General features: G+C 68.7%; 13 protein-coding genes. 5 read left to right on the top strand and 8 right to left on the bottom strand.

Annotation, left to right across the window (positions count from 1 at the left end; all coding sequences use genetic code 11):
- Positions 1-67: 67 nt before the first annotated feature.
- The 4 genes from FE633_RS04110 to FE633_RS04095 form a co-directional block, all read right to left on the bottom strand.
- Positions 68-643, bottom strand: a complete 576-nt coding sequence (locus FE633_RS04110; protein ID WP_138043690.1) for a TerD family protein — start codon at positions 641-643, stop codon at positions 68-70.
- 154 nt (positions 644-797) lie between these two features.
- Complete coding sequence (locus FE633_RS04105; protein WP_138043689.1) at positions 798-1,373, bottom strand: TerD family protein; 576 nt, start codon at positions 1,371-1,373, stop codon at positions 798-800.
- Positions 1,374-1,486: 113 nt separating this feature from the next.
- A complete protein-coding gene (locus FE633_RS04100) occupies positions 1,487-1,945 on the bottom strand; it encodes a peroxiredoxin (protein WP_119104409.1) in 459 nt (152 codons plus the stop codon).
- A gap of 224 nt (positions 1,946-2,169) precedes the next feature.
- Positions 2,170-2,607 carry a DUF3052 domain-containing protein gene (locus FE633_RS04095; protein ID WP_181359325.1) on the bottom strand — a complete coding sequence of 146 codons (438 nt, stop codon included), beginning with the start codon at positions 2,605-2,607 and terminating at the stop codon, positions 2,170-2,172.
- Positions 2,608-3,051: 444 nt separating this feature from the next.
- Here FE633_RS04095 and aceE point away from each other — a divergent pair, with 444 nt between their 5' ends.
- A complete protein-coding gene (gene aceE, locus FE633_RS04090; protein ID WP_138043688.1) occupies positions 3,052-5,799 on the top strand; it encodes a pyruvate dehydrogenase (acetyl-transferring), homodimeric type in 2,748 nt (915 codons plus the stop codon).
- Between the two features lie 211 nt (positions 5,800-6,010).
- Positions 6,011-6,790: a potassium channel family protein gene (locus tag FE633_RS04085; RefSeq protein ID WP_138043687.1), complete on the top strand. Its 780-nt coding sequence runs from the start codon at positions 6,011-6,013 to the stop codon at positions 6,788-6,790.
- Positions 6,791-6,906: 116 nt separating this feature from the next.
- On the opposite strand, the gene FE633_RS04080 is transcribed toward FE633_RS04085, so the two are convergent.
- Together FE633_RS04080 and FE633_RS04075 are read right to left on the bottom strand one after the other, a co-directional pair.
- Positions 6,907-7,215 (bottom strand): small hydrophobic protein, encoded by a 309-nt coding sequence (locus FE633_RS04080; protein WP_138043686.1) that lies wholly within the window; start codon positions 7,213-7,215, stop codon positions 6,907-6,909.
- Positions 7,216-7,607: 392 nt separating this feature from the next.
- The gene (locus tag FE633_RS04075; protein ID WP_138043685.1) at positions 7,608-9,230 is read right to left on the bottom strand and encodes an MFS transporter; all 1,623 of its coding nucleotides are present in this window, start codon (positions 9,228-9,230) and stop codon (positions 7,608-7,610) included.
- A gap of 156 nt (positions 9,231-9,386) precedes the next feature.
- Between FE633_RS04075 and FE633_RS04070 the strand changes: the two genes are divergently transcribed.
- The 3 genes from FE633_RS04070 to FE633_RS04060 all read left to right on the top strand — a co-directional run bounded on the left by FE633_RS04070 (position 9,387) and on the right by FE633_RS04060 (position 12,543).
- A complete protein-coding gene (locus FE633_RS04070) occupies positions 9,387-10,076 on the top strand; it encodes a TetR family transcriptional regulator (protein WP_138043684.1) in 690 nt (229 codons plus the stop codon).
- 292 nt (positions 10,077-10,368) lie between these two features.
- Complete coding sequence (locus FE633_RS04065) at positions 10,369-11,595, top strand: alpha/beta hydrolase (RefSeq protein WP_138043683.1); 1,227 nt, start codon at positions 10,369-10,371, stop codon at positions 11,593-11,595.
- Positions 11,596-11,661: 66 nt separating this feature from the next.
- The gene (locus FE633_RS04060) at positions 11,662-12,543 is read left to right on the top strand and encodes a DUF4429 domain-containing protein (RefSeq protein WP_171059788.1); all 882 of its coding nucleotides are present in this window, start codon (positions 11,662-11,664) and stop codon (positions 12,541-12,543) included.
- A 49-nt stretch (positions 12,544-12,592) separates the two neighbouring features.
- Here the strand turns inward: FE633_RS04060 and FE633_RS04055 are convergent, their stop codons facing one another.
- Together FE633_RS04055 and FE633_RS04050 are read right to left on the bottom strand one after the other, a co-directional pair.
- A complete protein-coding gene (locus FE633_RS04055) occupies positions 12,593-13,609 on the bottom strand; it encodes an aldo/keto reductase (protein ID WP_138043682.1) in 1,017 nt (338 codons plus the stop codon).
- Entirely contained in the window at positions 13,609-14,088 is a 480-nt protein-coding gene (locus tag FE633_RS04050) for a MerR family transcriptional regulator (protein WP_138043681.1), read from the bottom strand. Before FE633_RS04050 ends, FE633_RS04055 begins: the two co-directional genes overlap by 1 nt.
- Positions 14,089-14,173 lie beyond the last annotated feature (85 nt).

The following is a 14,173-nucleotide window of genomic DNA, read 5'->3' as shown; positions in this document are numbered from 1 at the left end:
CCATCGTGTGTTGGGGGGCTACCCCCGGACGAAGTCCGGTGAGGGTCACCCCCCGCCGTACTCGGCTTTACGAAACATTGACTCCGAAGTCTAGAGCGATGCCTCGGAGGCCTGACGCGTACCCCTGCCCCACGGCCCGGAACTTCCATTCGCCGCCGTAGCGGTAGACCTCGCCGAAGATCATTGCCGTTTCGGTGGAGGCGTCCTCGGAGAGGTCGTAGCGCGCGAGTTCCTGGCCGTCGGCCTGGTTGACGACACGGATGAAGGCATTGCTGACCTGGCCGAAGGTCTGTCCGCGGTTGTCGGCCTCGTGGATGGAGACGGGGAAGATGATCTTGTCGACGTTGGCGGGCACCTTGGCGAGGTCGATCAGGATCGACTCGTCGTCACCCTCGCCCTCACCGGTGAGATTGTCCCCTGTGTGTTCGACCGAGCCGTCCGGGCTCTTGAGCTGGTTGTAGAAGATGAACCACTCGTCACCGAGCACCCGCCCCGAGTTGCACAGCAGGGCGCTGGCATCGAGGTCGAACGGGGCTCCGGTGGTGGAGCGGGCATCCCAGCCGAGCCCGATCATCACCTGTGTGAGGTTCGGTGCGGCCTTGGAGAGGGAGACATTGCCCCCCTTGGCGAGCGTTACGCCCATGATCCTGTGTCCTCCCCGGTCAAGCCTTCGGTTGTCGAGCGCGTCCGGCGCCGCACTCGATGTGTGCGGCGCCGGACGGGAAGCGATGGTGCGGCCAGTTCCCGTCGTCACCTTCCGGGCGTCTTGACGGGAAGGTGACGACGGGGCCCAGGATTCAGACGTTGACGCCGAAGTCCTGCGCGATGCCGCGCAGGCCCGAGGCGTATCCCTGGCCGATGGCGCGGAACTTCCACTCCGCGCCGTGACGGTACAGCTCACCGAAGACCATGGCGGTCTCCGTCGAGGCGTCCTCGGAGAGGTCGTACCGCGCGATCTCCGCCTCGCCCGCCTGGTTCACGACGCGGATGAACGCGTTGCGCACCTGGCCGAACGACTGCTGGCGGTTCTCGGCGTCGTAGATCGAGACCGGGAACACGATCTTCTCGACGTCGGCCGGGACCGCGGCGAGGTTGACCTTGATCTGCTCGTCGTCCCCCTCGCCCTCACCGGTGATGTTGTCGCCGGTGTGCTCGACCGAGCCGTCCGGGCTCTTGAGGTTGTTGAAGAACACGAAGTTCTGGTCGCTGCTGACCTTCCCCTCCGTGTTGGTCAGGATGGCGCTGGCGTCGAGGTCGAAATCGGTGCCGGTGGTGGTGCGAACGTCCCACCCCAGACCGACGATGACCGCGGTAAGGCCTGGCGCCTCCTTGGAAAGCGATACGTTGCCGCCCTTGCTGAGGCTGACTCCCACGAGTCCTCCCATTGGTGTCCAGGGGCGGGGAGCCCCGTAGTGCGTTGGTATCGGATCAACGTGTCGATCCTAGTGAGGGGTTCCCCGTCCACGCAGGCCCTGCGCCCGAAGAATCACAGAGTGTCCAGTGCCTTCACGTACTCGTTCAGGTCACGCGCGTCCGGCAGGCCGTTGACGACGGTCCAGCGGACGACGCCCTCCTTGTCGATGACGAAGGTGCCGCGCACCGCGCAGCCCTTGTCCTCGTCGAAGACGCCGTACGCGCGCGAGGTCTCGCCGTGCGGCCAGAAGTCGGACAGCAGCGGGTACTCCAGGCCCTCCTGCTCGGCGAAGACGCGCAGGGTGTGGATGGAGTCGTTGGAGACGGCGAGCAGCTGGGTCTCACGGTCGGAGAACTGCGGCAGGTTGTCGCGCAGAGCGCAGAGTTCGCCGGTGCACACGCCCGTGAAAGCGAACGGGTAGAAGAGGAGCACCACGTTCTTCTCGCCACGGAAGTCGGAGAGCTTCACGGTGGCGCCGTGATTGTCCTTGAGCTCGAAGTCCGGGGCCTTGGTGCCGACCTCGATCGCCATAGTCCTGCGTCCTTCCCTGGGGCTGTTCTCCTGGGCTGTTCTGGTGAGCCCCAGCCTACGCAGTGATCACCCCACGGCCCGAGCCCGGCCCCACCGCTCAGACGCCGGAAGGGGCCCGCGCGATGCGAGCCCCTTCCGGTCTTGCGAGGACAAGGCCGTCCCGGCCGAAAACGAGGTCTGGGGGCGGCGAAGCCCCCGGGCATACGGCCGGCCCCAGCGGATCGCTACCGCTTGGACTTGGCTGCCTTGGGCGTGGCCAGCCGACTGCCGCTCCAGTCCTTGCCCACGCTGATGCTCTTGGTCTGGGAGAGACCCGCGGTCGTAGCGGCTTCGGCGATGTCGCTCGCCTCCACATAGCCGTCTCGGCCGGTCTTCGGCGTCAGCAGCAGGATGGCTCCGCCCTCTTCGACGTACGTGGTGGCATCCACCAGCGCATCTGTCAGATCGCCGTCGTCGTCACGGAACCAGAGCACCACGGCGTCGGCGACGTCGTCGTACTCCTCGTCCACGAGCTCGCTGCCGATGACTGCCTCAATGGCCTCGCGGAGCTCCTGGTCGACGTCGTCGTCGAAGCCGATCTCCTGGACCACCTGCTCGGGCTGGAATCCCAGCCTGGCGGCCAGGCTCGTCCGCTCCTCCGCGTGGTCCGCGGTCGCGCTCACGGGGTGCCTCCTGATCATGAATGGGTAGATGTTCAGCCACGCGCGTGCGCGAAGCATTGGCCGTAGTCCACACGGGCGGGACGGATCGCGCAAGTACCCGGCCGTCGAGACCGCCGAAACGGTGACGATCCTGGCCGTGTCGCCGCAACTCCAGACAGCGAATCACAGCAACAGGTGACGCACACCACAGCAATCCGCCCGGTTTGTGGATTTCGGAACGCTACGAGGGTACGAGAACCGAATGGGTTTGCGGAACGCGACGCAGGTCGGGCATATCGTTGCGATTTACCCGGCCTGCCCGGGGGGAACAGGGCGAACGCCTCGGTTACCCCTCGGTAGAGATGACGTTTCCGTTCCCGAGGTACACGATGGGGAGCGGTGCAGACACCCAGGAAACAGAGAAGAAAACCGAGACGAACGGCCCCCTGAAAGCGAAGGAACAGCGTGGCTTCCGGACCCGATCGCAACCCGATCATCATTGGCGGCCTTCCGAGTCAGGTACCTGACTTCGATCCCGAAGAGACGCAGGAGTGGCTCGACTCCCTAGATGCCGCTGTCGACGAGCGCGGCCGCGAGCGGGCCCGCTATCTGATGTTGCGCCTCATCGAACGGGCCCGCGAGAAGCGCGTGGCCGTGCCCGAGATGCGCAGCACGGACTACGTCAACACCATCGCGACCAAGGACGAGCCGTATTTCCCCGGCAACGAGGAGATCGAGCGCAAGATCCTCAACGCGACCCGCTGGAACGCGGCCGTCATGGTCTCGCGCGCCCAGCGGCCCGGCATCGGGGTCGGCGGCCACATCGCCACCTTCGCCTCCTCCGCCTCGCTGTACGACGTGGGCTTCAACCACTTCTTCCGCGGCAAGGAGGAGGGCGACGGCGGCGACCAGGTCTTCTTCCAGGGGCACGCCTCGCCGGGCATCTACGCCCGCGCGTTCCTCCTGGACCGCCTCTCCGAGCAGCGGCTCGACGCGTTCCGCCAGGAGAAGTCCAAGGCCCCGCACGGGCTTTCGTCGTATCCCCACCCGCGGCTGATGCCGGACTTCTGGGAGTTCCCGACGGTCTCCATGGGCCTCGGCCCGCTGAGCGCGATCTTCCAGGCGCGGATGAACCGCTACATGGAGGCGCGCGGAATCGCGGACACCTCCAAGTCCCACGTCTGGGCGTTCCTCGGCGACGGGGAGATGGACGAGCCGGAGTCGCTCGGGCAGCTGTCGATCGCCGCGCGCGAGGGCCTCGACAATCTGACCTTCGTCGTCAACTGCAACCTGCAGCGGCTCGACGGGCCCGTACGCGGCAACGGCAAGATCATCCAGGAGCTGGAGTCGCAGTTCCGGGGCGCCGGCTGGAACGTGATCAAGCTGGTCTGGGACCGCACCTGGGACCCGCTGCTCGCCCAGGACCGCGACGGCGTGCTCGTCAACAGGCTGAACACCACGCCCGACGGCCAGTTCCAGACGTACGCCACCGAGACCGGCGCGTACATCCGTGAGCACTTCTTCGGCGACGACCACCGGCTGCGCGCGATGGTCGAGAACATGACCGACGACCAGATCCTGCACCTCGGTCGCGGCGGTCACGACCACAAGAAGGTCTACGCGGCGTACGCGGCGGCCAAGGCGCACACCGGCCAGCCGACCGTGATCCTCGCGCAGACCGTCAAGGGCTGGACGCTCGGCCCGAACTTCGAGGGCCGCAACGCCACGCACCAGATGAAGAAGCTGACGGTCGCCGACCTCAAGGGCTTCCGCGACCGGCTGCACCTGCCGATCTCCGACAAGGAGCTGGAGGACGGCCTGCCGCCGTACTACCACCCGGGCCGCGACTCGGAGGAGATCCAGTACATGCACGACCGCCGCAAGGGCCTGGGCGGTTACGTCCCGACCCGTGTGGTGCGCTCGAAGCCGCTGGAGCTGCCCGCGGACAAGACGTACGCGAGCGTGAAGAAGGGCTCCGGTCAGCAGTCGATCGCCACGACCATGGCATTCGTACGGCTGCTGAAGGACCTCATGCGGGACAAGGAGATCGGCAAGCGGTTCGTACTGATCGCGCCCGACGAGTACCGCACGTTCGGCATGGACTCGTTCTTCCCGAGCGCGAAGATCTACAACCCGCTGGGCCAGCAGTACGAGGCGGTGGACCGCGATCTGCTCCTCGCGTACAAGGAGTCGCCCACCGGTCAGATGCTGCACGACGGCATCTCCGAGGCGGGCTGCACGGCCTCGCTGATCGCGGCGGGTTCGGCGTACGCGACGCACGGCGAACCGCTGATCCCGGTGTACGTCTTCTATTCGATGTTCGGTTTCCAGCGCACCGGTGACCAGTTCTGGCAGATGTCCGACCAGCTGGCGCGCGGTTTCGTACTGGGTGCGACCGCCGGCCGTACGACGCTGACCGGTGAGGGCCTCCAGCACGCGGACGGCCACTCACAGCTGCTCGCCTCGACGAACCCGGGCTGTGTCGCGTACGACCCGGCCTTCGGGTTCGAGATCGCGCACATCGTGCAGGACGGTCTGCGCCGGATGTACGGCTCGGACGACGAACACCCGCACGGCGAGGACGTCTTCTACTACCTCACCGTCTACAACGAGCCGATCCAGCACCCGGCCGAGCCAGAGGGCGTCGACGTGGACGGCATCCTCAAGGGCATCCACCGCTTCAGCCAGGGCACTTCGGGTTCCATCCCGGCGCAGATCATGGCGTCCGGCGTGGCGGTGCCGTGGGCCGTCGAGGCGCAGCGGATCCTCGCCGAGGAGTGGAACGTCAAGGCGGACGTCTGGTCGGCGACCTCCTGGAACGAGCTGCGGCGCGAGGCCGTCGAGGTGGAGGAGCACAACCTCCTGCACCCCGAGGAGGAGCAGCGCGTCCCGTATGTGACGCGGAAACTGACCGATGCCGAGGGCCCGTTCGTGGCCGTTTCCGACTGGATGCGGTCCGTTCCCGACCAGATCGCGCGCTGGGTGCCCGGTACGTACCAGTCGCTGGGCGCGGACGGCTTCGGCTTCGCGGACACACGCGGTGCGGCGCGGCGCTACTTCCACATCGACGCGCAGTCGATCGTGGTCGCGGTCCTCACCGAGCTGGCCCGCGAGGGCAAGGTCGACCGCTCGGCCCTGAAGCAGGCGATCGACCGCTACCAGCTCCTCGACGTCGCGGCGGCCGATCCGGGCGCGGCGGGCGGCGACGCGTAAACGCTCCGCCAGGGCCGGGTGACGACGTGCGGGTGCGTGGGGGCTGGGCGCGCAGTTCCCCGCGCCCCTCACGGGGCGCGCCCCGCGAGGCCGGATCACAAGCTGCGGATGGCGACGCGTAGCACCGGCACCGGCACGCAGTGCCGGAAATACCGGGTGGGGGCGGCGGGCCACGGGCCCGTCGCCCCCTCGCGTTTTCTACGATGCGGGCATGAACGAACGATCGGCACGCGTCCGTTGGGAGCAGCGCACGCAGCAGCCGCTGCTGGGGCTCGCGGTGGTGTTCGCCGTCGCCTACGCGGTACCGATCGTGTGGCCCGCCGCCGGCCAGGACGTGAGGGCTCTGTGCACGGCGGCCGAGTGGGTGGTGTGGGGCGTGTTCGCCCTGGACTACCTCGTACGGCTCGCTCTTGCCAAGCGGCGCTGGGAGTTCGTCCGCACGCGCTGGCTCGACCTGGCCGCGGTGCTGCTGCCACTGCTCCAGCCGATGCGGCTGCTGCGGCTCGTCTCCACCCTGCTGCTCGTCGGGCAACGGGCCCGGCTGGCCACACAGATACGGCTGACCACGTATGTCGTGGGCGCCGTGGTGGCCCTGCTGATGTTCGGCTCACTCGCCGTGCTGTCCGTCGAGCGGGAGTCGCCGGACGGCAACATCAAGACGATGGGCGACGCGTTGTGGTGGTCCTTCACCACGATGACGACCGTCGGCTACGGCGACCACGCGCCGACGACCGGGCTCGGCCGCGTGATCGCGGTCGGGCTGATGCTCTCCGGGATCGCCCTGCTCGGTGTGGTCACCGCGAATATCGCGGCCTGGTTCATCGCCCGCTTCGAGTCGGACGACGTGGAGGAGCGCCGGCAGACGGCCGCGATCGAGGCCCTCGCGGAGGAGGTACGGGCCCTGCGCGCGGAGGTGGCCGCCCTGACGGGCGCATCGGGCAAGGTGCCCCGTCCGGCGCCCCGTCCGGGGGTAGCGGCGGAGGAGCCGTAGAGCGTGGAGCAACGAGGAGGGGCCCTCGGCGTGTGGTACCGAAGGCCCCTTCCGTCCGGCCGCGCACCTTTCAGGGTTCCCCGGCGCCGGGCGGTCTTTCCCTCACATCCCGCGAATCAGAACATTCCGTACGCGGGAGCCGCTGTCCCGACGATCATCATGAGCGCCAGGACGGTGTCGATCGCACCCAGTACGAGGGCGACCAGCGCCGGTACCGGACGGGCGCCGTTCCAACTGCGCCCCATGGCGAGCCACCCGCAGACGACGGCCACCGGGCCGAGGAAGATCCCCAGTACGAAGAACCCGGCGACCGCGCAGATGGCTCCGATGATTCCGAGCGTCGCGCGATCCGGCCCGCTCCGATGCCACGTCCGGCTCCGTGAACGGGGGTGCCTGCGCGTGGTGTGACTGAAGCCCGCCATCATCAACTCCCTGGAACTCTGAGCCGGCCGGATGCCGGCCGGTTCGGGCTCGATGCGGCGGGTACCCCGGTTCCCTCGCTTCAGACCTCCGGTTGGTTTTCCCACAACTGCGGCTCGTTTCCCAGGGCCTGGGGTCCGCCGCGCGCCGCCCCCCTCCGGCAGCGCGCCGCGGCCTCACCGACGTCCGTGGCGTACGGATCAGTTGCGCCCTCACTGTGACCGGCGGAGCGCCGCGTACGAAAGTCGTACGGGCAGGCGTCACCCTGATAGGCGAAAGCCCCGCGGGGGCGAGGCGACCCGACGGGGCTTCAGACGTGGGTGTGGCGGGCCCGGTTGAGCCACGCGGCACGGCAACCGGCGGGCCGGCGGCACGGAGCCGCCGGCCGCCTGACGGGCTAGATGTGTCCCGCCCCCGCGCCTGCGGCGTCCGCGTTGTCGCCCCGCTTGGTGAGGAAGGCGACGAGGACCGCCACGACGGCGACCCCGGCGGCGACCAGGCTGGCCAGGCTCATGCCGGAGATGAACGTGTCGTGGGCGACGCCCGTGATCTTCTCGGCGATCGGGGCCGGAGTTCCCGGCGGCACCGGCGCGGCGCCGACCTGGACCGCCTCGGAGGCCTGGTGGAGCTGGGCCTCGGTGAGCGGCGGGAGCTTGGCGTCCGCCCAGTTGCCCGCGAGATCACTGTCGACCTTGGAGGCCATCACGGCGCCGAGGACCGCCGTACCGAGGCTGCCGCCGATCTGCATCGCGGCCTGCTGGAGACCGCCGGCGACACCGGAGAGCTCCATGGGCGCGTTGCCCACGATGACTTCGGTCGCGCCGACCATGACGGGCGCGAGGCCGAGGCCGAGGAGGGCGAACCAGATCGACATGACCCCGCTGCCGGTGTTCGTCTCCAGCGTCGATATGCCGTACATCGCGACGGCCGTGCAGACCATGCCGCCCGCGAGCGGGATGCGCGGCCCCGTCTTGGTGATCATGGCGCCCGCGAGGGGGGAGCCCACGATCATCATGCCGGTGAGCGGCAGCAGGTGCAGGCCCGCGTCGACCGGACTCATGCCGTGCACGTTCTGCAGGTAGAAGGTGACGAAGAACAGGCCGCCCATGAAGGCGATGGCCATGAGGACCATCAGCACCACGCCCGCCGACAGCGGTACGGAGCGGAACAGGCCCAGCGGGACGAGCGGCTCCCTGACCTTTGTCTCCCAGAACGCGAACAGGCCGAAGCCGAGCACGGATATACCCAGGAACGCCCAGGTCATACCGTCGCCCCAGCCCCACTCGGGAGCCTTGATGATCGCCCAGACCAGGCAGAACATGGCACCGGACAGCAGCCCGATGCCCAACACGTCGAAGGAACGCGGGGCGTTCTGCGCACGGTGGTCGGTGAGGATCACCAGGCCGAGGACGACCGCGAGGATGCCGACCGGCACGTTGATGAAGAACACGGACTGCCAGCTGACGTGCTGGACGAGCAGGCCGCCGAGGATCGGGCCGCCGGCGGTGGAGGCGCCGATCACCATGCCCCAGATACCGATGGCCATGTTCAGCTTCTCGGCCGGGAAGGTGGCCCGCAGCAGACCGAGCGCGGCCGGCATGAGGAGCGCGCCGAACAGGCCCTGGAAGACGCGGAAGACGACCACCAGCGCGATGCTGTCGGAGAGCCCGATCGCCGCGGAGGCCGCGGCGAAGCCCACGACACCGATGAGGAAGGTCTGACGGTGGCCGAACCGGTCGCCGAGCTTGCCGGCCGTGATCAGCGTGACCGCGAGCGCGAGGAAGTAGCCGTTGGTGATCCACTGGACGTCCGCGAAGCTGGCGCCCAGGTCTTTCTGGATGGCCGGGTTGGCGATGGCCACGATGGTGCCGTCGAGGGCCACCATCATGACCCCGACGGCCACGGTGATGAGGGTGAGCCAGGGGTGACCCCGAAGCCCCCGGTCCGGTGTCTGCTCCGACGGGGCGATCGGCGCCTTGCCCCCCGTGCCCGTCGTGTCGACAGTGGTCTGACTAGTCATGCGTTCGAGGCTAATGACAGCCACTGACAATTGACAAACCAATTCACAAGTCGGTAACTGTCATGTGACTCACACATAGGTCAACCTGGATAAAACAGCTTGAAAAACACAATGGGAACAAACGAGTCGGGACATACGGTTCGGAGGGAAGGGCTCATGGACACGGCGGCACGGCCGGGGCTGCGCGAGCGCAAGAAGCAGCGCACCCGGGACGCGCTGGTGAGGGCCGCCCTGGAGCTGTTCACGACCCAGGGCTACGAGCAGACGACTGTCGACGAGATCGCCGACGCGGTCGAGGTGTCGCAGCGCACGTTCTTCCGGTACTTCGCGGGCAAGGAGGACGCCGCCTTCGCGATCCAGAAGATGGCGGAGGCGCACTTCGTCGACCTGGTGCGTGAACGCCCACCCCACGAAGGCCCGTTGGAGGCACTGCGCCGGGCCGTCCTGGAGGGCTGGGACACCCTGAACGAGACCATCGAGAGCGTGGTCCCGCTCGAACTGCACATGCGCACCTACCAGTTGATCGAGTCGACACCTGTACTGATCGCCGCCCATCTGCGCCGCTCCGCCGAACTGGAGGAGCAGCTGGCGCGACTGATCGCCGCGCGCGAGGGCCTGGACGTGGACGCCGATCCGCGGCCGCGCGTGGCGGTGGCCGCGTTCAGCGGTGTGATGCGGGTGACCGGGCGACTGTGGGGCGCGGGCGAGGACATCAGCGTCGAGGCGATCCGTGAACTGACAGCCACGCATCTCGACCAACTGGGGCCCGCGTTGACGGAGAACTGGCACACGGAGAACCGGCACACGGAGAACTGGCACACGGAGAACTGGCATACGGGGAACTGACGAGCGGAGACCTCACGGCGGGTGACCGCCCTCGGAGGGCACACAGGGAATGCACCCGGAGTACACCCGCGGTGCAGCCGGAGTGCAGTCGATGTGCAGCGAAATACACACGGAGTGAGCCTCATCGCACGGCGAGTCACACCCGCCGCCTACATGGGGCACTCCAATTGTGCACGTAGCGTGACTCTTTAACTCCCACTGAGCCCGCTTTGCCCCAATTACCCGACGAGAAACGTGATCCCCCTCACTCGGTTAACGCGAGACACTCTCGTTCTCTTAGTGTGTCCTCCCAGTGACTTCCTTCGACTCCCCTCCCCAACTCAACGTCTGGCGCGCACTGCTCGCGCTGGCCGTCGTCTTCGTCATGCTGGCGACCACCGGCTGGACCGCGATCCGTAACCACAGAGGGCCGGCGACACCGCTCGAAGCCTCCCTCTCCGCCTGGGAACGCGGTGACCTCGGGGGACGCCGGCTGCCGGACGCGGACGCCGAGCCCGCCCAGCTCGCGCGCTTCTTCGCCTCGCTCAACGCCCAGCAGCGCACGCGGCTCGCCACCCGCTTTCCCCTCGCGGTCGGCAACATGAACGGCGCGCCGGTGAAACTCCGCTACCGCGCCAACCGTGTCGCGCTCGACCAGGCGCGCAAGGTCGAGCGGAAACGCATGCACGACGACCGGCTCTCGCCCGCCGGGCAGCACGAGGCGGGTCGTCGTATGCATCGCTTCGAGGACCTGCTGCAGGACGGCCGCCAGATCCTCGCCTTCGACCCGAACGGCTCGGGCCGGGTCGCCGAGGTCTTCGGAGACCTCGGCACGGCGCAGCGCATTTCGGTCGTGGTGCCGGGTGTCGACAGCGACGTACTCAACTTCCAGCGCACCGACCGCGAGTACTCCGCGCCCGTCGGCATGGCGAAGTCGCTGTACCAGGCGGAACGTGCGGCGAGCACCGACGCGGGCACGCGCACGGCCGTGATCGCCTGGGCCGACTACACGGCGCCCAGCGGGCTCGGCATGGACGCGGCCACGGCGATGCGCGCCGAGGACGGCGCGGTCCGGCTCAACGCCCTCGTCCGGGCACTGCCCGGCCGCACACCGGTGGCGCTGGCCTGCCACAGCTACGGCTCCGTGCTCTGCGGAGTCGCCGCACGCACGCTGCCGTCCCGGGTCTCCGACATAGCGGTCGCGGGCAGCCCCGGGATGCGCGCGGAGAGGGCCGCGCAGTTGCGGACCTCCGCCCGCGTGTGGGCCATGCGCGACTCCGACGACTGGGTCCAGGACGTGCCGTATCTGGAGGTCGGCGGGCTCGGTCACGGCGCCGACCCGATGTCCCGGGCCTTCGGGGCGCGGGTGCTGTCCGCGCAGGGCGCGAAGGGCCACGGAGGTTATTTCGTGCCGGGAACGGAGAGCCTGCGGAACTTCGCGGAGATCGGTATTGGCGCATACCGCGCTGTGCGCTGTGCACACGAGGATGTCGTGTGCTCGAAGGGTTTGTCCGACATGGCTGAAGCCGGACGCGCGTAGAGGACGAAGAAACGACGGCCCGCACGGGGAGGGACTAGGAAGCTCATGCCGCATACGATGGCCCGCATGGGTGACGTACTGGCCGGATTTCATGCCGCCTGGGAGTTCGAGTCCGACTCCGTGCTCATCCGCTTCGAACGGGGGATTCGTACACCGAAGCTCTTCCAGGCGCTCGGCGAGCGCCGCATCCCCCTCGAGGCGATCACGGCGGTGACACTGTCCCCGGGCAAGCGCGGGACGGTCGTTCTGCGGGCCGAACCGAGACCGGGCGCGGATCCGCTGATGGAGGCGGCCGCGGGGCAGCTCAAGGAAAACTGCGATCCCTACCGCCTCGTGCTCCCCGGCGAGCGCGAGACGCTCGCCGAGTACTACGCGGACGAGCTGCGGGCCCGGCTCGTACGCGACGACACGCTCGACGGCCCGGCCCCGGCCGAACGCTTTCTGGTGGCCCCGCCCGAAGCGCCGCTGCAGTTCAAGGCGTACGACGGGAAGGCGTCCTTCGACGGCAAGCAGGTGTCCTTCCGGTGGTTCTGGACGGGCGCCTCGTCCGCCAAGTGGAAGTCGGGCGACCAGAGTTTCGCCGTCTCGGAGCTGAGCGGGGTCGAGTGGCGCTCCCCCGAGGTCTTCGAGGGCCATCTGCGCCTGCTGCGCGGCGACCCGGCCCCCAGCCAGCCCGCCCAGGCCGACCAGGACCCGGCCGCGGTCGTCTTCGGCCTCGGCTACGGCCCGGTCCACGAGTCGCTCCCCTTCGCGGCCTCGGTCCTCGCGGCGGTACGCGCGGCCGGTTCCGCCACGAAGAGCGACGGCCCCGCCCACGCCACGGCACCGCGCCGCGATCCGGCCGACATCGCCGACCGCATCCGCCACCTCGGCGAACTGCACCAGGCGGGGCTGGTCACGGACGAGGAGTTCACGACGAAGAAGGCGGAGCTGCTCGCGGAGCTCTAGCGCTCCGCGAACAGCCCCGCCGGATTACTTCCGCATCACTTCCGCGGCTCTACTCCCGGCCCGCCGACGTGAACCTCATGTCCGCGTAGCGGTCTCCGGCGACCTTGGAGGCGATGGGCTCCAGGAGCGCCAGTTCCTCGTCGGTGAGGACAAGGCGGGTCGCCGCCGCGTTCTCCTCGACGCGCGTGCGCTTGCGGGTGCCCGGTATCGGGACGACCGCGAGACCGTGGACCTGCGCCTGCTGCTGGGCCCAGGCCAGCGCGACCTGCCCCGGCGTCGCCCCGTGCGCCTCGGCGACCGTCCGCACCGGCTCCAGGAGTTCCGCGTTCGCCGCCGCGTTGTCGCCCGTGAAGCGCGGCATCGTCCGGCGGAAGTCGTCGGTGGTCAGGTCCTTGTCGGCGTTGGCGAAGGAGCCCGTCAGGAATCCACGGCCGAGCGGCGAGTACGGCACCAGGGCCACCCCCAGCTCCCTGGCCGCGGGGACCACCGAGTCCTCGATGTCGCGGCTGAACAGCGACCACTCCGACTGCAGGGCCGCGATCGGGTGCACGGCCTGCGCCGCGCGCAGCTCCGCGCCCGTGACCTCGCTGAGCCCGAGATGCTTGACCTTGCCCTCGCGGACCAGCTCGGCCATCGCGCCGACGGTCTCCTCGATGGGGACGTTCACATCACGGCGGTGCATGTAGTACAGGTCGATCACGTCGATGCCGAGGCGCTGAAGGCTGGCCTCGACACACTGGCGGATGTACGGCCGGTCGTTGCGGATGGTCCGCTTCGTCGGGTCCACGTGGTCCAGGGACAGGGCGAACTTGGTCGCGAGCACGACCTCGTCACGGTGCGCCCTGACGAACGGCGACAGGAATTTCTCGTTCTCGCCGAATCCATAAACGTCCGCCGTGTCGTACAGCGTGACGCCGAGTTCCAGCGCCCGCTCCAGGGTGGCCCGCGCCTCGTCGGCGTCCGTCGGGCCGTACGCGAAGCTCATGCCCATGCAGCCGAGGCCCTGTACGCCGACCTCGGGGCCCCCCGTGCCGAGCTCCACTGTGCTGATCTTGCTGTCCGTCATCAGGACCTTTCCGACGCCGGTGCACGCCCGGCGTCCCCGTAGAAGCTGATCTTGTGGTCCAGTACCGCGAGGGTGTCCTGGAGTTCGGCGATCCGGGCCCGTACGTCGCGCCGGGTCGCCTCCAGCAGCTCGCAGCGCTCCTGGTAGGTGTGGTCGCCCTCGCGCACCATCTCCGCGTACCGCACCATGTCGGCGACCGGCATCCCGGTCAGCCGGAGCTTGCCGACCAGGTCGAGCCAGTCCAGGTCGCGGTTGCTGTAGCGGCGCTGGCCGGTGTGTGAGCGGTCGATGTGCGGCATCAGCCCGATCCGCTCGTACCAGCGCAGGGTGTGCGCCGTCAGACCGGTGAAGGCCACCACCTCGCTGATCGTGTATTTGTCCTGCCCCGCTGGTCGCCGATGCCCGGCGGGGGGCGCGGAACAGACGCTGGTCCTGGTGCCGGCCTCAGCGGCCGCGGCCGTGGTCTCCATCACCGTCATGGCCTCAACGCTAGAACCTTGGAGCGCACTCCAAGCAAGGGAATTTGGTGAGAAATCCCTGCGACCCACCACGGCGGCGGCCGCT

Source organism: Streptomyces montanus, assembly GCF_005786655.1.
GTDB classification, from domain to species: domain Bacteria; phylum Actinomycetota; class Actinomycetes; order Streptomycetales; family Streptomycetaceae; genus Streptomyces; species Streptomyces sporangiiformans.
This window is presented reverse-complemented; position numbering and strand designations above follow the sequence as displayed.